The 20,739-nt window shown below is 68.6% G+C and carries 27 protein-coding genes; 11 read left to right on the plus strand and 16 right to left on the minus strand.

Annotated elements, in window-relative coordinates:
* Positions 1 to 329 precede the first annotated feature (329 nt).
* From F627_RS0100005 to soxY, 13 genes are all read right to left on the minus strand, one after another.
* Positions 330 to 686, minus strand: a complete 357-nt coding sequence (locus F627_RS0100005) for a cupin domain-containing protein (RefSeq protein WP_017943104.1) — start codon at positions 684 to 686, stop codon at positions 330 to 332.
* Between the two features lie 12 nt (positions 687 to 698).
* Positions 699 to 2,249: a 2,3-bisphosphoglycerate-independent phosphoglycerate mutase gene (gpmI, locus tag F627_RS0100010; RefSeq protein ID WP_019582930.1), complete on the minus strand. Its 1,551-nt coding sequence runs from the start codon at positions 2,247 to 2,249 to the stop codon at positions 699 to 701.
* A gap of 103 nt (positions 2,250 to 2,352) precedes the next feature.
* Positions 2,353 to 3,552 (minus strand): twin-arginine translocase subunit TatC, encoded by a 1,200-nt coding sequence (tatC, locus tag F627_RS0100015; protein ID WP_019582931.1) that lies wholly within the window; start codon positions 3,550 to 3,552, stop codon positions 2,353 to 2,355.
* Complete coding sequence (gene tatB, locus F627_RS0100020) at positions 3,549 to 4,256, minus strand: Sec-independent protein translocase protein TatB (protein WP_018876771.1); 708 nt, start codon at positions 4,254 to 4,256, stop codon at positions 3,549 to 3,551. Before tatB ends, tatC begins: the two co-directional genes overlap by 4 nt.
* A 44-nt stretch (positions 4,257 to 4,300) precedes the next feature.
* Positions 4,301 to 4,591, minus strand: coding sequence for a twin-arginine translocase TatA/TatE family subunit (gene tatA, locus F627_RS0100025; protein ID WP_018867646.1), 291 nt, complete (start codon positions 4,589 to 4,591; stop codon positions 4,301 to 4,303).
* A 198-nt stretch (positions 4,592 to 4,789) separates the two neighbouring features.
* Complete coding sequence (locus tag F627_RS0100030; RefSeq protein ID WP_019582932.1) at positions 4,790 to 5,158, minus strand: phosphoribosyl-ATP diphosphatase; 369 nt, start codon at positions 5,156 to 5,158, stop codon at positions 4,790 to 4,792.
* A complete protein-coding gene (gene hisF, locus F627_RS0100035; protein ID WP_019582933.1) occupies positions 5,155 to 5,949 on the minus strand; it encodes an imidazole glycerol phosphate synthase subunit HisF in 795 nt (264 codons plus the stop codon). The genes F627_RS0100030 and hisF overlap by 4 nt, the downstream gene beginning before the upstream one ends.
* A gap of 1 nt (position 5,950) precedes the next feature.
* Positions 5,951 to 6,679, minus strand: coding sequence for a 1-(5-phosphoribosyl)-5-[(5-phosphoribosylamino)methylideneamino]imidazole-4-carboxamide isomerase (gene hisA / locus F627_RS0100040; RefSeq protein WP_018867643.1), 729 nt, complete (start codon positions 6,677 to 6,679; stop codon positions 5,951 to 5,953).
* A gap of 10 nt (positions 6,680 to 6,689) precedes the next feature.
* Entirely contained in the window at positions 6,690 to 7,346 is a 657-nt protein-coding gene (hisH, locus tag F627_RS0100045; RefSeq protein WP_018878255.1) for an imidazole glycerol phosphate synthase subunit HisH, read from the minus strand.
* Positions 7,347 to 7,370: 24 nt separating this feature from the next.
* On the minus strand, positions 7,371 to 7,964 hold the full coding sequence (hisB, locus tag F627_RS0100050; RefSeq protein WP_018867641.1) for an imidazoleglycerol-phosphate dehydratase HisB: 594 nt from the start codon (positions 7,962 to 7,964) through the stop codon (positions 7,371 to 7,373).
* Positions 7,965 to 8,032: 68 nt separating this feature from the next.
* Positions 8,033 to 8,413 carry a hypothetical protein gene (locus F627_RS0100055; RefSeq protein WP_018867640.1) on the minus strand — a complete coding sequence of 127 codons (381 nt, stop codon included), beginning with the start codon at positions 8,411 to 8,413 and terminating at the stop codon, positions 8,033 to 8,035.
* Between the two features lie 128 nt (positions 8,414 to 8,541).
* Complete coding sequence (gene soxZ / locus F627_RS15490) at positions 8,542 to 8,826, minus strand: thiosulfate oxidation carrier complex protein SoxZ (RefSeq protein WP_038035779.1); 285 nt, start codon at positions 8,824 to 8,826, stop codon at positions 8,542 to 8,544.
* A gap of 46 nt (positions 8,827 to 8,872) precedes the next feature.
* The gene (gene soxY, locus F627_RS0100065; protein ID WP_018867638.1) at positions 8,873 to 9,343 is read right to left on the minus strand and encodes a thiosulfate oxidation carrier protein SoxY; all 471 of its coding nucleotides are present in this window, start codon (positions 9,341 to 9,343) and stop codon (positions 8,873 to 8,875) included.
* Positions 9,344 to 9,682: 339 nt separating this feature from the next.
* Here soxY and F627_RS16090 point away from each other — a divergent pair, with 339 nt between their 5' ends.
* From F627_RS16090 to hslU, 8 genes are all read left to right on the plus strand, one after another.
* Positions 9,683 to 9,823 (plus strand): lipoprotein, encoded by a 141-nt coding sequence (locus tag F627_RS16090; RefSeq protein ID WP_018867637.1) that lies wholly within the window; start codon positions 9,683 to 9,685, stop codon positions 9,821 to 9,823.
* A gap of 20 nt (positions 9,824 to 9,843) precedes the next feature.
* Positions 9,844 to 11,148 (plus strand): diaminopimelate decarboxylase, encoded by a 1,305-nt coding sequence (gene lysA, locus F627_RS0100075; RefSeq protein WP_018867636.1) that lies wholly within the window; start codon positions 9,844 to 9,846, stop codon positions 11,146 to 11,148.
* A complete protein-coding gene (locus tag F627_RS0100080; protein ID WP_018867635.1) occupies positions 11,145 to 11,819 on the plus strand; it encodes a trans-aconitate 2-methyltransferase in 675 nt (224 codons plus the stop codon). Before lysA ends, F627_RS0100080 begins: the two co-directional genes overlap by 4 nt.
* Complete coding sequence (gene dapF, locus F627_RS0100085; RefSeq protein WP_018867634.1) at positions 11,819 to 12,655, plus strand: diaminopimelate epimerase; 837 nt, start codon at positions 11,819 to 11,821, stop codon at positions 12,653 to 12,655. Before F627_RS0100080 ends, dapF begins: the two co-directional genes overlap by 1 nt.
* On the plus strand, positions 12,652 to 13,389 hold the full coding sequence (locus F627_RS0100090; protein WP_018876778.1) for a DUF484 family protein: 738 nt from the start codon (positions 12,652 to 12,654) through the stop codon (positions 13,387 to 13,389). The genes dapF and F627_RS0100090 overlap by 4 nt, the downstream gene beginning before the upstream one ends.
* Positions 13,361 to 14,299: a tyrosine recombinase XerC gene (gene xerC / locus F627_RS0100095; RefSeq protein WP_018880954.1), complete on the plus strand. Its 939-nt coding sequence runs from the start codon at positions 13,361 to 13,363 to the stop codon at positions 14,297 to 14,299. The genes F627_RS0100090 and xerC overlap by 29 nt, the downstream gene beginning before the upstream one ends.
* A 91-nt stretch (positions 14,300 to 14,390) precedes the next feature.
* A complete protein-coding gene (gene hslV, locus F627_RS0100100) occupies positions 14,391 to 14,933 on the plus strand; it encodes an ATP-dependent protease subunit HslV (RefSeq protein WP_018141092.1) in 543 nt (180 codons plus the stop codon).
* A gap of 46 nt (positions 14,934 to 14,979) precedes the next feature.
* Positions 14,980 to 16,314, plus strand: a complete 1,335-nt coding sequence (gene hslU, locus F627_RS0100105; RefSeq protein WP_018867631.1) for an ATP-dependent protease ATPase subunit HslU — start codon at positions 14,980 to 14,982, stop codon at positions 16,312 to 16,314.
* A gap of 15 nt (positions 16,315 to 16,329) precedes the next feature.
* Here the strand turns inward: hslU and F627_RS0100110 are convergent, their stop codons facing one another.
* Positions 16,330 to 17,241 carry a lysophospholipid acyltransferase family protein gene (locus F627_RS0100110; protein ID WP_018879256.1) on the minus strand — a complete coding sequence of 304 codons (912 nt, stop codon included), beginning with the start codon at positions 17,239 to 17,241 and terminating at the stop codon, positions 16,330 to 16,332.
* Entirely contained in the window at positions 17,216 to 18,019 is an 804-nt protein-coding gene (locus F627_RS0100115) for a tRNA 2-thiocytidine(32) synthetase TtcA (RefSeq protein WP_019582934.1), read from the minus strand. The genes F627_RS0100110 and F627_RS0100115 overlap by 26 nt, the downstream gene beginning before the upstream one ends.
* A 252-nt stretch (positions 18,020 to 18,271) precedes the next feature.
* Between F627_RS0100115 and F627_RS0100120 the strand changes: the two genes are divergently transcribed.
* Genes F627_RS0100120 through dtd form a run of 3 tightly spaced genes read left to right on the plus strand, consistent with a single transcriptional unit; the run spans position 18,272 to position 20,071 of the window.
* Entirely contained in the window at positions 18,272 to 18,586 is a 315-nt protein-coding gene (locus tag F627_RS0100120; protein WP_018867628.1) for a hypothetical protein, read from the plus strand.
* Positions 18,587 to 18,641: 55 nt separating this feature from the next.
* On the plus strand, positions 18,642 to 19,628 hold the full coding sequence (gene pip, locus F627_RS0100125) for a prolyl aminopeptidase (protein ID WP_019582935.1): 987 nt from the start codon (positions 18,642 to 18,644) through the stop codon (positions 19,626 to 19,628).
* Positions 19,625 to 20,071 (plus strand): D-aminoacyl-tRNA deacylase, encoded by a 447-nt coding sequence (gene dtd, locus F627_RS0100130; protein WP_018878247.1) that lies wholly within the window; start codon positions 19,625 to 19,627, stop codon positions 20,069 to 20,071. The genes pip and dtd overlap by 4 nt, the downstream gene beginning before the upstream one ends.
* A 302-nt stretch (positions 20,072 to 20,373) precedes the next feature.
* Here dtd and F627_RS0100135 read toward each other — a convergent pair whose 3' ends face one another.
* Positions 20,374 to 20,670 (minus strand): hypothetical protein, encoded by a 297-nt coding sequence (locus F627_RS0100135; protein WP_017943077.1) that lies wholly within the window; start codon positions 20,668 to 20,670, stop codon positions 20,374 to 20,376.
* Between the last annotated feature and the right edge of the window lie 69 nt (positions 20,671 to 20,739).

The following is a 20,739-nucleotide window of genomic DNA, read 5'->3' on the forward strand; positions in this document are numbered from 1 at the left end:
CGGCGTCGCCGCGTAAGCCTACAAAAACGGAGAAGCGAACGCGTTATTACGTACCCAACCCTCGATTGCGCAAGCGATTGAGCATGATGGCAACGGGAGCGATCCCGGTGGGGGCCAGTCCGATCATTGCGAAGCACCTCGAGTGCGTGACCTCGCTGGGACCCTCCACCCGCGGAATCCATCCGGGACCGTGGCGAATGAAAGCCGCACACGCAGTCCGAATGTACGGGAGCAATCGTCGCCCCGAAACCATCACTCAAACGCTTGGCAAACCGGGGGCGTCCATGTACGCGATGACGGAGCGGGGTAGCGGCGTGCGCCGCTCGGCGCTACAGGAGTTCGGTGTCGTCGTGCGAGTACGCCGGCGAGCAGCTGCACAGGATATGCAGCGGCTCGCTACCCGTATTGCGGATGTTGTGCGGCGTGCCGGGGGCAATGCAGACGGTGTCGCCCACGCTCACCGGGAAGGTCGTGTCACCCAGGCGCATCTCGCCCTGTCCACGGGTCACGTGATAGAGCTCTTCCGTTCGACCGTGGCGATGCAGGCGCGTCGTCGCCCCGGGCTCGACCACCGCCTCGGCCAGGCTCTGGGCCGCATTGCCATGCACATCGGGGTGCATCAACTCGCGGATCTCGGAGCCGTCCTTGGTGTCGTAGGCCGGGATGTCGCTATAGCGCGTGTGCATGGCTGCCCCTGCTCAGGCCGAAGCCGGCACTTCCTCGAACAACAGGCTCTGCCCGCCCATCGCGGCGGGCTTGGGCACGCCCATCAGTTCCAGCACGGTCGGCGCCACGTCGGCCAGCCCGCCGCCGGTGCGCAGGCGCCAGCGCTGCGAGTCGAGAATCATGCACATGACCGGGTAGATGGTGTGCTGAGTGTGCGGGGCCCCGGTCACCGGGTCGATGTACTCGTCGCAGTTGCCGTGGTCGGCGGTCACGATCGCGGAGTATTCCAGTTCCTTCGCAGCATCCAGCACCCGGCCGACCTCGCGGTCCAGGGTCTGGACCGCCTGGATCAGGGCCTCGCGCTTGGCGGTGTGACCGACCATGTCGCCATTGGCGAAGTTCACCAGAATGAAGCCGTAGCGCCCGCTCTGCATGGCCTGGATGGTCTCGTCAGCGACTTCCTTCGCACTCATCTCGGGCTGCTCGTCGTAGGTATCGACCGAAGGCGAGGGAACCATCACGCGCTGCTCCCCGGCGTAGGGTTCTTCCTTGCCGCCGTTGAAGAAGAAGGTCACGTGGGCGTACTTCTCGGTCTCGGCGCAGTGGAACTGCGGGATCCCGGCGGAGGCGATGGTGCTGCCCAGGGTCGTGGACGGGCGTTCCGGCGGGAAGGCGATCGGCGACAGGAAGCGCGGGTCGTACTCGGTCAGGCAGGTCTCGGAGACCGGGTGGAAGTCGCCGCGGTCGAAGCCGTCGAAGTCGTCCATGCCCAGGGCCGCCGTGAGCTGGCGCGGGCGATCATTGCGGAAGTTGAACAGGACGCAGACCGCGTCTTCACCCAGCGGCGCGCCGCCGTTGATGATGCGCGGATTGATGAACTCGTCGTCCTCGCCGGCGGCGTAAGCGGCCTCGATGGCCTCACGGGCGGAACCAGCGGCCTCGCCCTCGGCGTAGGCAATGGCGCGGAAGGCCTTCTCCGTGCGCTTCCAGCGTTTGTCCCGATCCATCGCATAGTAGCGCCCGCAGACCGTGGCGATGGCGCCGCCGGCACTCGCCAGCTCCTCCTCGAGGGGATCGAGGTAGTTCAGCGCGGAGCGCGGTGCGGTGTCGCGGCCGTCCGTGATCATGTGCACCATCGGGCGGGCACCCTCGCGCTGGCAGATCTCGACCAGCGCGCGCAGGTGACGGATATGCGAATGCACGCCGCCATCCGAGACCAGGCCGATCAGGTGCAGCGGGAGGTCGTTGTTGGCGGCCGCCCGCGCGGCACTGACCAGGGCATCGTTCTCGTAGAAGCTGCCGTCGGCGATGGAGTCGTCGATGCGCACCAGGTCCTGGTTGATCACGGTCCCGGCCCCCAGCGTCAGGTGCCCCACTTCGGAGTTGCCCATCTGCCCGTCCGGCAGCCCGACGGCACGGCCGCAGGCATCCAGCGTCGTGTGCGTATGCGTGGACAGATACTCGTCGAGGCGCGGGGTGTCGGCCTCGGCGTAGGCATTGTTCAGCTTGGCGGGGTTTACGCCCACTCCGTCCATGACGACCAGCAGGACGGGGCGGCGGGGGGTGGAACGCGGATCGGCCATCGCGGGATCATTACCTGGGTCAATGGGTTACCCGGGCATTTTAGCAAGTTCCGATGCTTGGCGGGGCGTGGCGCCGCACAAATGAGGCGGAGCACAGAGAGGGTCAGCGCTCCCGCCCGGCGTCGGGATGGTCGGGCGGCCCACCGCCCTTGTCCTCGTCGGATGGCGAGCCCGCGTCGTCCTGGTTCTCGGCGGCAGGAGCCGACGTGGCATCGGGCGCCGGATCCGCTGGCGCTTGCCCGGCGGTGGCGCCGCCGGAGTCGCGGGCCTCGCGCTGGCGGCGCAGCTCAGCCTGCTCTTCCTCGATGCGGTCGAGCTCGGCGTCCATCTCGTCGTCCGTCAGCGGGGTGTACCCGGTGCGGGCGGCGGCACTGGCGCCCTCGCCCTTGGTGGCGGTGGAGGCAGCCGCTCCCGTCGTCGCCGCGGTGGTGCGGGTGCCCCCGGAGCCGCCCGATCCGCCGCGGGGGGACGTACCGCCACCACCCGGACCGTCGTCGTCCGGGCCCTCGCCATCGGACGCACCATCGTCATTGCCCGCGCCAGCGCGGCGTTCGGCCTTCTTGCGCTCCATGATCCGCGACAGGATCAGGCCGATCTCGAACAGCAGCCACATCGGCAGCGCCAGCAGGGTCTGCGAGATGATATCCGGCGGGGTGAGCACCATCCCCACCAGGAACACCCCGACGATTACGTAGGGGCGCTTCTGCGCCAGCTTGGCCGGGGTGGTCGCCCCCATGGAGACGAGCAGGATGGTCGCCACCGGCACCTCGAAGGCAATGCCGAAGGCGATGAACAGCATGATGACGAACGACAGGTAGCGCGAGATGTCGGTCATCACCGACACGCCCTCGGGCGCGGTGGCGGTGAAGAACGCGAAGATCAGCGGGAACACCACGAAATAGGCGAATGCCATCCCGAGGTAGAACAGCATGGTGGACGAGGCCACCAGCGGCAGCGCCATGCTCTTTTCGTGGGCGTACAGGCCCGGGGCCACGAAGGACCAGACCTGGTACAGCAGGTACGGGATGCTGAGGACCACGGCCAGCAGCAGGGTCAGCTTGAACGGGATCAGGAACGGCGCGGCCACGTCGATCGCGATCATGCTGGTGCCTTCCGGCAGGTGCTGCATCAGCGGGTCGGCCAGCCAGGTGTAGATCGGGTTGGCGAACGGGAACAGGATCAGGAACACCACCAGGATGGCGATGAACATCCTGAGGATGCGGTCCCGCAGCTCGATCAGATGCGTGAGCAGGGTCTCGGTGGCTTCCGGACTCGGCTCGACCCCCGGTTTGGTCTTGCTCATGAGTGCTTGTCAGGGGTCTGGTCGTCGTGAGTGGTGTCGGTCGTCGAGTCCCGCGCCGGGCGCGAGCCCTCGTCCGCGGGATCCGGGGTCCGGCGTTCGCGCACCGCCGGCTTCTTGCGCTCCGGACGCGGTCCGTCGGCCGCCCGAGCCTTCTGCTCGGCGGCCAGCGCCGGGTCGTCGGTCATCAGGTTGCCGTCCAGATCGCCCTGTGTGGGCACACGGCGCACCTCGGTCGGTTCGTCGGCTTCGGCGTCGGTATCCGGCGTTTCAGCGTCGCCACCGCGCACCGCCGCGTCGGGGCTGCGCATCGAGGGCTTGTCGCGCACCGCCGGCTTGGCCGGCTTCTTCTCGGCCAGCGCCTTTTGCTCGGAGTCCGAGAGGTGCTTGCCGGTCTTCGGCTGACCCTCGATGTCCTCCCGCAGACCGCGCTCGGTGTCCTCGAACTCCTCGCGCAGGCTGGTCTCGGTCTCGTCCATCATGTTCTTGAGCTGGCGGATCTCGCGATCCTGGCTCTTCAGCATCTTGCGCAGCTCGTCGGTCTGCAACTCCTGCTCGAAATCCGAACGCACGCTGTGGACGAAACGCCGGGTCTTGCCCACCCAGCGCCCGATCTCGCGCGCAAGCCCGGGCAGCCGCTCCGGCCCGACGACCAGCAGCGCCACCAGCACGATGATGATGATTTCCCAGAAGCCGATATCGAACATGGACTACCGCCGTTCGAGCCGGGCCACCGCGCCGGGCGCGAGGCTCAGGACTTCTTGTCCGATTGCGAGGCGTCGGAATCCTTTTCGCTGCTCTTTTTGACCTCGGCGTCGACCACGCGACCCTTGTCGTCGGTCTGGTCCTCGACCTCGCGCGTCTCGCCGTCTTCGCCTTCCTTCTTCTCTTCGGCGTCGGGGTCCTTGACCGCCTGGCGGAAGTTCTTCATCGCCGAACCGATATCCCCCCCCATGTTGCGCAGCTTCTTGGTGCCGAACAGCAGCACGACGATGAGCAGGATAATGAGGAGCTGCCAAATACTGATACCACCGATACCCATGGATTCTGTCTCCGGTAAAACAACTTTTGGGTAGCCTGAACGGCGCCAGGCCCATAATCAACTGTGCGGCACGCCGGGTCATGTACATGCTCGCGCCCGGATTGCTCTGGCGCGTGGACCCGACACGATGACCGCAGTGTAGCCGAGCAACATGAACGAACGCTTTACCGGAGCCAGTCAAAGGCCGCCGGGAGATCATCAGTGATCGGAGCGACGTCCACTCGTTTCGCGCGCGGCCTTCTCCGCGACACCCGACAGGCCGAAACGTCGCGCCAGTTCGTCGAGGACATCGTCCGGGTGCCGGCCGCGCGCCGCGAGCACCACCAGGGCATGAAACCACAGGTCGGCCATTTCCGACACCAGGGCGTCGGTATCGTTGTTCTTCGCGGCGATCAGGGTCTCCGCCGATTCCTCGCCCAGTTTCTTCAGCATCTCGTCCAGGCCGCGCGCGTGGAGCTTCGCCACATAGGACTGCTCCGGGTCGGCCTGACGGCGCTGCTCGATGACCTCGGCCAGTGCGGCGAGCACCTCGGCGCCGGCGGGACGGTTGGGCGCGGACTCGGTCATTGCGTGGCCACCTCGGCATCGTTCGGTCGCACCGGCACACCGGCCGCCGCCATCGCGTCCTTGGCCTCGCCCACGGTGTGCTGGCCGAAATGAAAGATACTGGCCGCCAGCACCGCGTCGGCATGGCCCTCGGTCACGCCCTCCACCAGGTGCTGGAGCTCACCGACGCCGCCGGAGGCGATGACCGGGATACCCACCGCGTCGCTGACCGCGCGGGTCAGGGCCAGATCGAAGCCGATGCGGGTACCGTCGCGGTCCATGCTGGTCAGCAGGATCTCGCCAGCTCCCAGGGCCTCCATGCGCTGCGCCCACTCGACCACGTCCAGCCCGGTCTCGCGGCGCCCTCCGTGGGTAAAGACCTCCCAGCGCGGTGGCCCATTCCCCGTGCTGACCTGCTTGGCGTCGATCGCGACCACGATGCACTGGCTGCCGACCCAGTCGGCGGCCTCGCGCACCAGCTCCGGGCGGTGCACCGCGGCGGTATTGATGGAGACCTTGTCGGCCCCGGCGTTCAGCAGGCGGCGGATGTCCTCGACCGCGCGCACGCCGCCCCCGACCGTCAGCGGGATGAAGACCTCGCGCGCGACCGCCTCGACCACGTGCAGGATGGTCTCGCGGTCGTCGCTGGAGGCGGTGATGTCGAGGAAGGTGATCTCGTCCGCGCCCTGCGCGTTGTAACGCCGGGCAATCTCCACCGGGTCCCCGGCATCGCGGATGCCGACGAAGTTGACGCCCTTGACCACGCGGCCGCCGTCGACATCCAGGCAGGGGATGATGCGCTTGGCGAGCATCTCAGCTCCCGGCGGCCGCGCGGGCCTCCTCCAGGGTGAAGGCGCCCTCGTACAGGGCCCGGCCGACGATCGCGCCGGTAATACCGTCTTCCTCGCGCGCCGCCAGGTTGCGGATGTCGTCCAGTGAACTGATACCGCCGGAGGCGATCACCGGCACGCGCACGTTGCTCGCCAGGCGTGCGGTGGCCTCCACGTTGGGGCCCTTCATCATCCCGTCGCGGGCGATGTCGGTGTAGACGAAGGCCACCACGCCGTCGGCCTCGAAGTGCTGGGCCAGGTCGATCACGTCGTGGTGCGAGAGCTTGGACCAGCCATCCACCGCGAGCTTGCCGTCCTTGGCGTCCAGCCCGACGATGATGCGGCCGGGAAACTCCAGGCACAGGTCGTTCACGAAGTGCGGGGCGCTGACCGCGCGGGTGCCGATGATCACGAACTCGACCCCGGCATCGAGGTAGGCCTGTACCGTGTCCTCGTCGCGCACCCCGCCGCCGATCTGGATCGGCAGGTCGGGGAAGGCCTTCGCGATGGCGTGCACCGCCTGGGCATTGCGCGGCTGGCCGGCGAAGGCGCCGTCCAGGTCCACGATGTGGAGGCGTTCGGCCCCGGCGTCCACCCAGCGCTTCGCCATCTCCACCGGGTCCTCGCCGAACACGGTGGAATCGTCCATGTTCCCCTGGCGCAGGCGAACGCACTTGCCTTCCTTCAGATCGATTGCGGGGATGACCAGCATCTTCGACTCCTCACGACGCCCCGGGACCGTCTCCGTCCCAGCGCAGAAAGTTGTGCAGCAGGCGCAGCCCGCAGGCGGCGCTCTTCTCCGGATGGCACTGCATGGTGAACAACGAGCCCCGTGCCAGTGCCGAGGCAAAGGTCTCGCCATAATCGGTGCGCCCGGCCACATCCGCCTCGCGCTCGGGCTGCACCCGGTAGCTGTGGACAAAGTAGAACCAGGGGGTCTCGGGCAGACCGTGCCACAGGGGGTGCTCGCGCGCCGGCAGCACGCGGTTCCACCCCATGTGGGGGATCTTCAAGCGGCGGCCATCCGCACCCTCCATCGCAGGGAAGCGCGCCACCCGGCCCGGCAGGATGCCCAGCAGGTCGACCCCGCCGCTCTCCTCGCTGGTGTCCATCAGGATCTGCTGGCCCAGGCACAGGCCGAGGAAGGGCCGGTCCGCCGCCAGTTCCGGCAGCAGCCGGTCCAGGCCGCGCCCGGCCAGCGCCTGCATGGCATCCCCCGCCGCACCCTGGCCGGGGAACACCAGGCGGTCCGCCTCGCGCAGGGTCTCGGGCTCGTCCGTGAGCAGCACACGCTGATCGGCCGCGGCCTCGTGCTCCAGCGCACGCACGACCGAGTGCAGATTGCCCATGCCGTAATCGATGACGGCAACAGTTTCCATGGCCGGGTCTCGTCCTCTGGTTCTTTACAGAGTGCCCTTGGTGGACGGCATCATGCCCGCCGAGCGCGGATCCATCTCCGCCGCCACGCGCAGGGCACGTCCGAAGGCCTTGAAGATGGTCTCGGCGACATGGTGGGCATTGTCACCACGCAGACAGTCGATGTGCAGGGTCATCCAGCCGTGGTTGACCAGGCCCTGGAAGAACTCGTGGAACAGGTCGACATCGAATTCGCCGATGTGCGAGCGACGGAAGTCGGCGTGCATCTCCAGCCCCGGGCGCCCGGAAAAGTCGATCACCACGCGCGACAGGGCCTCGTCCAGCGGGACGTAGGCATGGCCGTAGCGGCGGATGCCCTTCTTGTCGCCCAGCGCCTGCGCCAGCGCCTGGCCCAGGGTGATGCCGATGTCCTCCACCGTGTGGTGGGCATCGATATGCAGATCGCCCTCGGCACGCACGTCGAGATCGACCAGGCCGTGGCGGGCAACCTGATCCAGCATGTGATCGAGGAACGGGATGCCTGTCTCGAGGTGGCTCTGCCCGGTGCCGTCGAGGTTGAGCTCGATGGCGATGCGGGTCTCCAGGGTGTCGCGGCGGACGGATGCGGTGCGTTCAGTCATGTTCCGGTTCAGGCACGATAAAACGCCAGTGTAGCAAGGCTGGCCCGCGCCCGGTATGACTGCGGGACTTATCCGCGCGACCCCAGCTTCGGGCCGACCAGCAAGGCCTCGGGGACAGCCTCCTGGATGGCGCAGGGCAGTTCGCTGCAGATCCCCGGCCGCGCGCTCAGCGAGACCCACAGCGTGTTCAGCTTCAGGTTCAGCTCGACGAACGCGATATCGGCCCCGTAGCCATGGAGGACCCGCTCGATGGCCAGCGCCCGGGCGTGGATCTCGGCGCGCGGGCGCTGGCGCAGACCGGGGATCAGCATCATGAAGTCCGCCAGCCGACGGCCTTCGGCGTCGCGCCGCGGCAGGCGCTGCCACAGGGGCTGGTGGGGTTCGAGGAGCAGGGCCGGGCGCAGCGCGGGTTCGGCATCCGGGTTTCGCGGCGGGGAATGGGGTGGCATGGCTCGTCGCTCGGCATGGGCCTGTCTGGAGTGTAGGCCAGAAAGGCCAGGGTGCGACGGGCCGAACCCGGGCACAAAAAAAGCCGGGGTAAGCCCCGGCTTTGATCCAAGAGCATGAATGCTCCTGATTACCGCACTTCGACCTCGGTCGAGTCGGATTCACCCTTGTTGTCCGTCCAGGAGATGGACACAGTGTCGCCAGAGGCGCCGTCGATCTCGGTCTGCAGGAACGGGTTGCGGGAGACGGTGTAGTTCCAGTTGGCGGTGACGACGGTGGTGCCGTTACGCGCAATTTCCACAGTCTCGATGAAGTGCGGGCCACCGTCATCGTCGGGGACCAGCATGTCGTGGCTCATCAGCGCACGGATATTGATAACGCCGTTGCTTTCCTGGGCGCGAACTCGAATAGACATATCTTAAACCTCCAGTAGTGTTCGGATCAGCGGTTCGGGGTCGGCGTTAGCCGCCGCAGCCACCAACCGTGACCTTCACTTCTTGAACCGTCTTGTACCAGGTGTCGCCGGACTTCACGGCGGCGACCACGTTGGAGGACTCGCCCATGCGGATACGGCCGGAGACGTTCGCATGCGCGCCATCACCCAGGACGTAGTGGGCGGTCAGCGGCTGGTTGTTCAGCTCGACGAACACGGCCATTTCGGTCACGTTGTCCAGGCTGGACTCGATGGACACCGGGACCACGGCGCCATTCTCGGCGATTTCCGGGGCGCTCAGGGTGACGTCACCGTCAGCGATGTCGCTGGAACCGGTCACCGCTTCAAAGGCGGCTTCCAGACCTTCGGCGGCGAAGGCTTCGGACGGCCAGGCGGCAAGCAGCTTGCTCGGGGCGAGCAGACCGGCCCCGACGGCGACACCGACAGTACCGGCGGCGAGAGTGCCTTTCAGGAAGACACGGCGCTTGGTGCTAATCATGGATGATCTCCTCTCATCTTGTGGGTCAGTTCCGGATAATCCGGGACGTCTTCGCGGTGAACCGCTGTGACGCCTGTTGCTTTGGACGGCGACCTGCAGGGGTCTATTCCCTGCGGACCGGAATCCGCCCCCTGACCAGCTTCAGTGGTCTTTTTGCTGGTCTCGCAGATGCATCGTCCCAAACCTCGCTGAATCATTGATGAACGAATCATCGCGATTCGAAATCGGGTGAATTTCATCGGGATGCAACGGCCTGTCAGGGGCCCTGGCACCTGAAGCCAGCGGCGTATCAATGGCACACTATCGCCTTTCCATGCAACGTAGACCCCGGACCCGACCATGTTTTCCTGCAAGGCCCAATGGCTGTTGATCGCCGTGATCGTCGTACTCGGCACGATGCAGATGCTCGCCTCCTGCGGCCAGAAGGGCGATCTCTACCTGCCCGATGACGAGGAAGCCGAGGAGCACAACCCGCAATGATCCCGCTGAAGGACCACTAGATGGACTATTTCGACTACCACGGCGACACGCTGTTCTGTGAGGGTGTGGCCCTGGACGGCCTGGCCGAACTGGTCGGCACCCCGGCCTACGTGTATTCCCGTGCCACGCTGGAGCGCCACTATCGCGCGTTCAGCGAGGCGCTGATCGGGACCCCGCACCAGGTCTGCTTCGCGGTGAAGGCGAACTCCGCGCTGGGGGTGCTGAACGTGCTCGCGCGCCTGGGCGCCGGCTTCGACATCGTCTCCGGCGGCGAACTGGAACGCGTGCTGCGCGCCGGCGGCGACCCGGCGAAGATCGTGTTCTCCGGCGTCGGCAAGACCGCCGCCGAGATGCGCCGCGCGCTGGAGGTCGGCATCCACTGTTTCAACGTCGAGTCCGCGCCGGAGCTGGAGCGGCTGGAGACGGTCGCGGCAGAGCTCGGCATTCAGGCCCCGGTGTCGATCCGGGTGAACCCGGACGTCGATGCCGAGACCCACCCCTACATCGCCACCGGGCTGCGCGAGAACAAGTTCGGTGTGGCGATCGAGGAGGCGCCGGCGCTGTATGCCCGGGTGCGTGACAGCCAGCACCTGGCGGCCACCGGCGTCGACTTCCACATCGGCTCGCAGCTGACCCGCATTGATCCGTTCACCGATGCCCTCAAGCGTGTGCTGGCGCTGGTGGATCAGCTGGCCGAGGACGGCATCACACTCGAACACATCGATGTCGGCGGTGGCCTGGGCGTGCGCTACCGCGACGAGACGCCGCCGGAGCCCGATGTCTGGGCCAGCGCCCTGCGCGAGGTGCTGGGCGAACGAAGCCTGAAGGTGCTGCTGGAGCCGGGCCGCGCCATCGCGGCGAACGCCGGCGTGTTCCTGACCCGGGTGGAATACCTGAAGCACACCGAGGCGCATGACTTCGCGATCGTCGACGGCGCGATGAACGACCTGCTGCGCCCGGCGCTGTACGGCGCCTGGCAGGAGATCGTGCCGGTGGTACAGCGCGACGACACGGCGACGCGGACCTACGACATCGTCGGCCCGGTCTGCGAGACCGGCGACTTCCTCGGCCGCGAGCGCGAACTGGCGCTGGCCGCCGGTGACCTGCTCGCGGTGCGCTCTGCCGGGGCCTACGGCTATGTGATGGCCGGCAATTACAACTCGCGGCCGCGCCCGCCGGAGGTGATGGTCGACGGCGACCACTTCCAGATCATCAACCGCCGCGAGCAGGTGGATCACCTGATGATGCGCGAGAGCATGCTGCCCCAGGATTCTGAAGACGTGGACCCGGATGACACGGACCCGCCCGGGAGCGTGGCCCCGTGATCCCGCGCCAGCCCGAACCGGAGCTGATGCTGGAGCCTGCGCAGGCACGCGCCTACGCCGAGGCCGACTTCGCCGCCCCGCACGAGGGCTTCGTGGATGCCTTCGCCGAGGTCTTCCCGGGCCCGGTGACCGGGCCGGTGCTGGATCTCGGCTGTGGCCCGGGTGACGTCTCGCTGCGCTTCGCCGCTCGCTACCCCGACTGCGAGGTGGACGGCCTCGACGGCGCGCCCGCGATGCTGGCCGCCGGCGACGCCCTGATGGCCGGTCACCCGGCCGCGCGGCGGGTTCATCTGGCCGAGGGCTGCCTGCCCGAGGCCCGCGGCCCGCGCGCCCCGTATGCCACGATCATCAGCAACTCCCTGCTGCATCACCTGCACGACCCCGCGGTGCTGTGGCAGGCGATCCGCCGCGACGGGGCACCGGGGGCAGCGGTATTCGTGATGGACCTGCGCCGCCCGGACTCGACCGAGTCCGTCCAGGCCCTGGTCGCGCAGTACGCAGCCGATGACCCGGACGTCCTGCGGCGCGACTTCCAGCACTCCCTGCACGCCGCCTTCACGCCCGAGGAGGTGCGCGCGCAGCTGGCCGCCGCCGGCCTCGACGGTTTTACCGTCCACGTCACGTCGGACCGCCACATGATCATTTTCGGTCACCTGCCGGGGCACCGCTGATGCGTCTCGAATTCACCAAGATGCACGGGCTGGGCAACGATTTCGTGGTGATCGATGGCATCCGCCAGTCGGTCCGGCTGGACGCATCGACGCTGCGCCATCTCGCGGATCGCCACTTCGGCATCGGCTGCGACCAGGTGCTGCTGGTGGAGGCGCCGAGCGATCCGGCGCAGGCACTGTTCCGCTACCGCATCTTCAATGCCGACGGCTCCGAGGTGGAGCAGTGCGGCAACGGGGCGCGCTGCTTCGCCCGCTTCGTGCGCGAGCAGGGCCTGACCGAGGCCCGCGAGATCCCGGTCGAGACCCTGGGCGGGCGCATCGTGCTGCATGTCGAGGACGACGAGCGGGTGCGCGTGGACATGGGCCGACCCGAGTTCGCGCCGGCGCGCATCCCGCTGGTCGCCGAGGCCGAGGCCGACGCCTACACCCTGGACGTACAGGGCCACTCGATCACCCTCGGCGCGGTGTCCATGGGCAACCCCCATGCGGTGATCCTGGTCGACGACGTCGCGCGCGCCCCGGTGGCCGAGATCGGCCCGATCATCGAACGCCACGAGAGCTTCCCGCGGCGCGTGAACGTCGGCTTCGCCGCGCTGCGCGACCGCGGCCATGTCGACCTGCGGGTATTCGAGCGCGGGGTCGGCGAGACGCTGGCCTGTGGCAGTGGCGCGGCCGCCGCGATGGCCGTGCTGCGCCGCCGCGGACTGGTCGACGATGACGTCGAGGTGGCCCTGCCGGGCGGGACCCTTGTGCTAAGCTGGGACGGACAGGCCGAGGCACCGGTTTGGCTGACCGGGCCGGCCACCACGGTATTCAACGGCTGGATCGATCTATGACTGGGCAATCCTCCAACGCCTCTGCTGCAGAGACCGCGAAGACCCGCTCGCCGAAAAAGAACCCGCAAGCCCCGATCGGCGCCGCCGACGTCGAGGCCTACCTGCGCGAGCACCCGGATTTCTTCCAGGACCACCTGCCGCTGCTGGACATCCTGCGCATCCCCCATCCATCCGGCGGGGCCGTCTCGCTGCTGGAGCGCCAGGTCGCGCTGCTGCGCGAGAAGCACCGCGCGATGGAGCAGCACATGGGCGAGCTGGTCGAGCGCGCCCGCGACAACGAACGCATGGGCCAGCACCTGCACGAACTGGCCAAGACCCTGATGCGCGCCGAAAACCTGGACGCCGTGCTGGCCCTGACCCAGGACGCCCTGCGCAACGAGCTGGGCGCGGAGCGCGTCAGCATCCGCCTGGCGCATCGCAAGGTCGACGACCTGCATGCGCTGGACAAGGGTGAGCTGGGCACCTTCGACCCGCTGTTCAGCCGCGGCAAGGCCCAGTGTGGCCGGGTCCCCGCCGAGATGCTGGATGTACTGTTCGACGATGCCGAGGAGATCGGATCCGCGATCCTGATGCCCCTGGGCGATGATGCCGACCGGATCGGCGTGCTCGGCCTGGCGAGCGAATCCGCGAACCGCTTCCAGCCCGACATGGGCACCTATTTCGTGACCCACATCGGCGACCTGCTGGCCGAGTCGATCCGCTGCCATGTCGAGCGGACCCACGCCGCGGCCTGACCCGGCGACCGGGGACGCGCCCGCGCAGGATGCGGATATCACGGCGTTTCTGGGCCACCTGAGCGACGTTCGCGGCCATTCGCCGCATACCGTCAAGGCCTATCGACGCGACCTGACGCGCCTGCGCAGCCTGCATCACGGCCCCTGGGAGGCGCTCAGGCCGGCCGACATGCGCCGCATCGCCGGGCAACTGGCGCGCCAGGGCCATCACCCGCGCTCCATTCAGCGCTTCCTGTCCGCTGCACGCGGCTTCTTTGCCTACCAGGTGGAACAGCGGCGCATGCCCGCCAACCCGGCGTCCGGCATGCGCGGCCCCCGGGCCGGGCGCGCCCTGCCGCGCGATCTCGATGTCGACCAGACACAGCAGGCCCTGGCTCCGGCCGAGGGCCCGGACCCGACGCTGGCCGCCCGCGACCAGGCGATGCTGGAGCTGCTGTATTCCTCCGGGCTGCGCCTGTCGGAGCTGACCGGGCTGGATCTGACCGATCTCGACCTGGACGCGGGACTGGTGCGGGTGCTCGGCAAGGGCCGGCGCGAGCGCAGCGTGCCGGTGGGGCGCAAGGCGCGCGAGGCCCTGCGCACCTGGTTGCGGCACCGGGGGGACTGGGCAGCGCCGGACGAGCGGGCGGTCTTCGTCAGCCGTCGCGGCCCGCGCATCGGCAACCGCGCGGTGCAGCGCCGCGTCGCCGAGGCGGGACGCCGCGCCGGGCTGGACGTGCGCCTGCACCCGCACCGGCTGCGCCATGCGTTCGCCAGCCATCTGCTGGAATCCAGCGGCGACCTGCGGGCCATCCAGGAACTTCTGGGCCACGCCAACCTTGAAACCACCCAGATCTATACCCATCTCGACTATCAGCATCTGGCACAGGTGTATGATGCCGCCCATCCGCGGGCCCGCCGGAGAGATTGATCCGGCCGCGATCGCACCCGCCGGGTGAACGATCCCGGGTCGCCGCGACCCAACACCGTGCCCCCGATACACAGCCGGACAGGAGAACCCCGTGGAACAGTTTCGCGGCACCACCATCGTTTGCGTCCGCAAGGACGGCGCCGTCACCCTCGGGGGCGACGGCCAGGTATCCCTTGGCAACACCGTGATGAAGGGCAACGCGCGCAAGGTGCGCCGGGTCTATCACGACCGCATCCTGGCCGGGTTTGCCGGCGGCACCGCCGATGCCTTCACCCTGTTCGAGCGCTTCGAGGGCATGCTGGAGAAGCACTCCGGCAATATCACCCGGGCTGCGGTGGAGCTGGCGAAGGACTGGCGCACCGACCGCGCCCTGCGCAAGCTGGAGGCCCTGCTGGCCGTGTCCGACCGCGAGAACTCGTTCGTGATCTCGGGGAACGGCGACGTGATCGAGCCGGAGAACGCACTGATCGCGATCGGTTCCGGCGGGCCCTACGCCCAGGCCTCCGCCCAGGCCCTGCTGCAGAACACCGACCTGTCGGCGCGCGAGATCGTGGAGAAGTCCCTGAACATCGCCGCCGACATCTGCGTATACACCAACCACAACATCACCCTGGAGAGCCTGGACGCGGAGTAACGCGCCAGGCCCCGGACGACCCGATCCGACCAAGGCCCCTTTTGCCATGACCGACATGACCCCCCGCGAGATCGTCCAGGAACTGGACCGCTACATCATCGGCCAGGACGAGGCCAAGCGCTCCGTCGCCATTGCCCTGCGCAACCGCTGGCGCCGCCGCCAGCTGCCGCCAGAGCTGCAGCCCGAGGTCACACCGAAGAACATCCTGATGATCGGCCCGACCGGTGTCGGCAAGACCGAGATCGCCCGGCGCCTGGCCAAGCTGGCCCGCGCGCCGTTCATCAAGATCGAGGCGACCAAGTTCACCGAGGTCGGCTATGTCGGCCGCGATGTCGAATCGATCATCCGCGACCTGGCCGAGGCCGCGGTCAAGCAGCTGCGCGACGAGGCCATCAAGGAAAACCGCGTCAAGGCCGAGGACGCCGCCGAGGAACGCATCCTCGACGCCCTGCTGCCGCGCCCGCGCAATGCCGGCTTTACCGAGTCCGAGCCGGAGGACGCCGGCAGCGAGACCCGGCAGAAGCTGCGCAAGCGCCTGCGCGAAGGCGACATGGACGAGCGCGAGATCGACATCGAGGTCTCGCAGAACCCGCAGGGTGTGGAGATCATGACACCGCCGGGCATGGAGGAGATGGCCAGTCAGCTGCAGTCGATGTTCCAGAACCTCGGCGGTCAGAAGACCCGCTCGCGGCGGCTCAAGATCGCCGAGGCCCGCAAGCTGCTCATCGAGGAGGAGGCCGCGCGCCTGATCAACGAGGAAGACCTGAAGGAGCGCGCCATCGAGCGGGTGGAGCAAAGCGGCATCGTGTTCCTCGACGAGATCGACAAGGTCGCCAAGGGCAGCGAGAAATCGAGCGGCGGCGAGGTCTCGCGCGAGGGCGTGCAGCGCGACCTGCTGCCGCTGATCGAGGGCACCACCGTGTCCACCAAGCTGGGCATGGTGCGCACCGACCACATCCTGTTCATTGCCTCCGGCGCCTTCCACCTGTCGAAGCCCTCCGACCTGGTGCCGGAGCTGCAGGGGCGGCTGCCCATTCGGGTGGAGCTGGATGCGCTGTCGGCGGACGCCTTCGTGCGCATCCTGACCGAACCCACCGCCTCGCTGACCGAGCAGTACACCGAGCTGATGAAGACCGAAGGCGTGGAGCTGCGCTTCGAGGCGGACGGGGTGCGCCGCCTGGCCGAGATCGCCCATGACGTGAACGCGCGCACCGAGAACATCGGCGCCCGCCGCCTGCACACCGTGCTCGAACGCCTGCTGCAGGACGTCGCCTACCGCGCCCCGGACGTGGACGGCGCCGTGATCGTGGACCGCGAATTCGTCGATCAGCGCCTGGGGGATCTGGTCGAGGACGAGGACCTGTCCCGCTACATCCTCTGACGCCGCGCCGCGCCGTTACTCGGGCGCCCCCGGGCGGTAGGGATCCGGCCAGCCCTCGGGCGGCGGGTGGAAGCGCTTGTAGGCCCAGTTGTACTGTTCGGGGCAGCGCCGCACCAGCGTCTCCACATGGGCGTTGATCGCCGCGGCCGCGCGGGTGAAGTCGCGGTCGGCCACCTCCGGCCCGGCCTCGACCTCGTGATAGCGAAAGCCCCGGCCCCCGGGCAGGCGCTCGGCAAACAGGAAGACCACGTGATCCCCGCGCCCGCGCAGCAGGCGCGGGAGCAGGGTCATGGTCAGGGCCGGGCGGCCGAAGAACGGGGCGTGCTGCCCCGAGGCGCCCTTGGGACTCTGGTCCGGCAGGATGCCGATAATCGCGCCGCGATCGCGGGCCTGCTGGAGGATACGCAGGCCGCTGCGATCGGCCGGGGCCAGCTCGGCGCCGGTGGAGGCCCGGGCCTCGCGCACCCAGCGATCGATCTCCGGCGTCTTGAACGGGCTGTACAGGGTGGCCATGGGCCCGTGGCGGGCGGCGTGCAGACCGGCGAACTCCCAGGATCCGAGATGCGGGGCGCACAGGAACAGGGCACGGCCGGCGGCACGGTCGCGCAGGCGCGCGTAGTGCGGCGGCTGGACCGCCAGCGCCTCCAGCGTCTCCGGGCGTGCCTGCCACAGCCAGGGGGACTCGGTCAGGGCACGGCCCATGCCCATCAGGGAACGCCGTCCGACGCGCCGGCGCCAGGCCGGGTCCTTGTCCGGAAAGCACAGCGCCAGGTTGATTCGGGTGATGCGCGCCGAGCGGGTCGGCAGGTACCAGACCAGCGCCCCCACCAGGCCGCCCAGGGCGTGGTTGACCCGCAGCGGGAGGCGCGCGAGCAGACGCAGGCCACCCCCGATCAGGCGATCACGCAGATGCCGACGTCGGGCCATGTTCGGGGGCTTCGGGTTCGATGGTCGCGGATGGCGGCTCGCGCGGGGGAATGCCGCCTTCGGTCATCAGCGGCTTGAGGGTCGTGCGCAGGTTGCGGAACAAGCGCGGGTGCTGCGCCTCCTCCTGCGCCAGGAGCTGTTTCATGTGCTCGCGCTGGGTGGGCATCGCGAAGCAGGCGGGGCAGTTGTCGAGGATCACCGGCAGCCCGGCGGCCTCGGCAAAGTCCCGCGTCTGGCGCTCGCGTACGTAGACCAGCGGGCGGATCACCCGCAGGTCGCCTGCATCGATCGCGTAGTGGGCCTTCATGGTGCGCAACTGGCCGCCGCGGAACGCGCTCATCATGAAGCTCTCGGCGAGATCGTCCAGATGCTGGCCCAGCGCCAGCACGTTGTAGCCGTGTTCCCGCGCGGTGCGATACATCAGGCCGCGCTTCATGCGCGAGCAGAAGGAACAGAACGAGTCGTTGTCCATGTGCGCGTCGGCCAGCTCGGCGATCGGCTCGGACACGAAGTGATAGGGAATGCCGTAGGCGGCGAGGTAGTCCAGCAGGCGCTGCGGCTCGAAGCCCTCGATCTCCGGATTGATGGTGACCGCGCCGACCTCGAAGTGCACCGGGGCCCGGCGTGCGAGGTTGTGCAGCAGCCACAGCAGGGTCAGGGAATCCTTGCCGCCGGACAGGCCGACGAGGATGCGATCGCCCTCGCGCACCATGTCGAAGTCGGCGATGGCGCGGCCGGCGAGGCGGCGAATCGAGGCGGGAACGGCGGGTGTCTCCATGGGGCCGCAACATAGGCCGCCGCCGCCCGGCACGCAAGCACCGGCATGCCAATCCGGGGAGAGGGCACGCCAGGCTTTGGGGCGCAGCGGGCCGCGCATGCACCGTGGCCGGGCAAGCGTTGCGCCGCCAGGGTGCGGGATCGCGGTGCGGGATCGCGGCGACCGGGGCGCACGCTGGGCCTGCGCGGCGGGTCCCGCCGTGGCATTGGGTTTGCATGAGCTCGGGAACACCCATGTCCACCGGGGACCCCCATGCACGACCGCAAGAGCCTCAGCCTGGCCGCCGAACTGCGGCGGAACATGCGGGCCGAATTCCCCGCAGTGGCCCGGCTGTCGGTCAGTGACCCGGACTTCATGGAGACCATTCTGGATTATGCGGCGCGCTCGCAGTCGAGCCTGGTGCAGGCCGCGGCGCTGACCCTGCGCAGCCAGCTCGAAGGGTCGGGGTATCTGCACGCGCCGCGGCGTGAGCCGCCCGCCGGGACCGACGCGGCGCCATCCGCAGGGGGCCGGCCCACCCACAAACGCCGGGTCTACCGCGGGCGGGTGATCGACGACCCGGAGTAGTCTTTCGCCCGCGGGACTTTTTGGCGACACTCGGGGTTTTGGCCGGAGACCCCTGATGGACGCACTGTACCCCGAGATCGAACCCCACGGGATGGGCCGCCTGGCGGTCGGCGACGGCCACGAACTCTACTTCGAGGAGTGCGGCAATCCCGACGGGATCCCGGTGGTATTCCTGCATGGCGGACCGGGCTCGGGCTGCGAGGGCTGGCACCGGCGCTTCTACGACCCGGAACGCTACCGGATCGTGCTGTTCGACCAGCGGGGCTGCGGGCGCTCGACCCCGCATGCCGGTCTGGAGGCGAACACCACCTGGCACGTGGTCGCGGACATCGAGCGCCTGCGCGAGCACCTGGGGATCCAGCGCTGGGTGGTATTCGGGGGGTCCTGGGGCTCCACCCTCGGCCTGGCCTACGCCGAGACGCATCCGGAGCGGGTGCTGGGCCTGGTGCTGCGCGGGATCTTCCTGTGCCGGCCGCAGGATATCCAGTGGTTCTACCAGTCCGGGGCCGACCGTCTGTTCCCCGAGGCCTGGGCCGAGTACGAGGCTCAGATCCCCGAGACCGAGCGCGACGATATGGTGGGCGCCTACTACCGGCGGCTTACCTCGCCGGAACGCCCGGTGCGCGAGGCCGCGGCCCGGGCCTGGTCGGGCTGGGAGGGGCGTACATCCTGTCTGGTGCCGAACCCCGATGTCATTGCCCACTTCGAGGACCCGGACGTCGCGGTCAGCCTCGCGCGGCTGGAGTGCCACTATTTCAAACACGACACCTTCCTCGAGCCGGACCAGCTGCTGCGCGACGCCGGGCGGCTGACGGGGATCCCCGGGACGCTGGTGCACGGGCGCTATGACGTGGTCTGTCCGGTCAACCAGGCGGTGGCGCTGCACCGGGCCTGGCCACAGTCGCAGCTGGACATCGTGCCGGATGCGGGCCATTCGGCCGCCGAGCCCGGGATCCTGCGCCGCCTGGTGGCCGCGACCGACCGGCTGGCCGCCGACCTGGCGGGGCAGGTGGAGCCCGGGACCGGGGGAGCGCGCGCGTGATCGCGGTGATCCAGCGCGTCACCGAGGGCCGGGTCGCGATCGACGGGGAGGCGGTCGGGACTATCGGGCCGGGGTTGCTCGCGCTGGTCGCGGTGGAGCCGAACGACACCGAGGCGGGCGCGGAGCGCATGCTGGACCGGTTGCTGGGCTACCGGGTCTTCGCCGACGCCGAGGGGCGGATGAACCGGAGCCTGACCGAGACCGGGGGCGGGCTGCTGCTGGTGCCGCAGTTCACCCTCGCGGCCGACACCCGCAAGGGGATGCGCCCGAGCTTCTCGGGATCCGCCACCCCGGAACACGGGGCGGCACTGTTCGACTATCTGGTGCGGCGGGCCGGGGAACGCCACGCACCGGTGGCCAGTGGTCGCTTCGGCGCGGACATGCAGGTGAGCCTGACCAACGACGGGCCGGTCACCTTCTGGCTGGAGGCCCGTGGCCAGTAACCCGCGACAGGCGACGGAAACGGAAACGAGGTCAAGGGCGGGTTGCACCACGAAGTGCACGAAGGCACGAAGAAGGGCGACAACACCACAGAGGACACAGAGAAGGTCCCGGCTCGCGTGCTGCGGATGCCGTGGCCGCGCCGGCGGCCCGACGAGGGGATTCGCTCCAAGCCCCTCCCGTACGTTCTCCGTGTCCTGTGTGTGCTCTGTGGTGACCAAAATGGTTTGCGGGGCCGGAAACGAAGAAACCCGGCACAGGGCCGGGTCTCCAGGGACAGCGCAGGGTTCGCTGCGGGCGCGGCTCAGGCCGCGCGGCGCAGGAACGGACGCTGGCCGGACTGGACCGCGCGGCGGATGAAGTCGGCACGGCCGGCCTCGCGCTGGTTCAGGTTGTCGGCGCACTGCGACGGCTCGTAGGCGGCAGCGGAGAGCATCACTTCCAGCTCGCACAGGTCGACCTTCGGCTGGGTCAGTTCGTCCGGGGTGGTGTTCAGCTTGCGGCCCACTTCCCAGAACATGCGCGGGTTCCAGAGCTTGGTCTGGATGCGCGGGGACTGGAACAGGGTGACGCAGCGGTTGTTGAGCTCTTGCTGATCCATGAGGGACTCCTGTGACAGATTGTTCAAGCGCGCCCGAATCTAGCCGACCCGGGGCGCGAATACAAGCGT

Source organism: Thioalkalivibrio sp. ALE16 (assembly GCF_000381305.1).
Classification (GTDB): domain Bacteria; phylum Pseudomonadota; class Gammaproteobacteria; order Ectothiorhodospirales; family Ectothiorhodospiraceae; genus Thioalkalivibrio.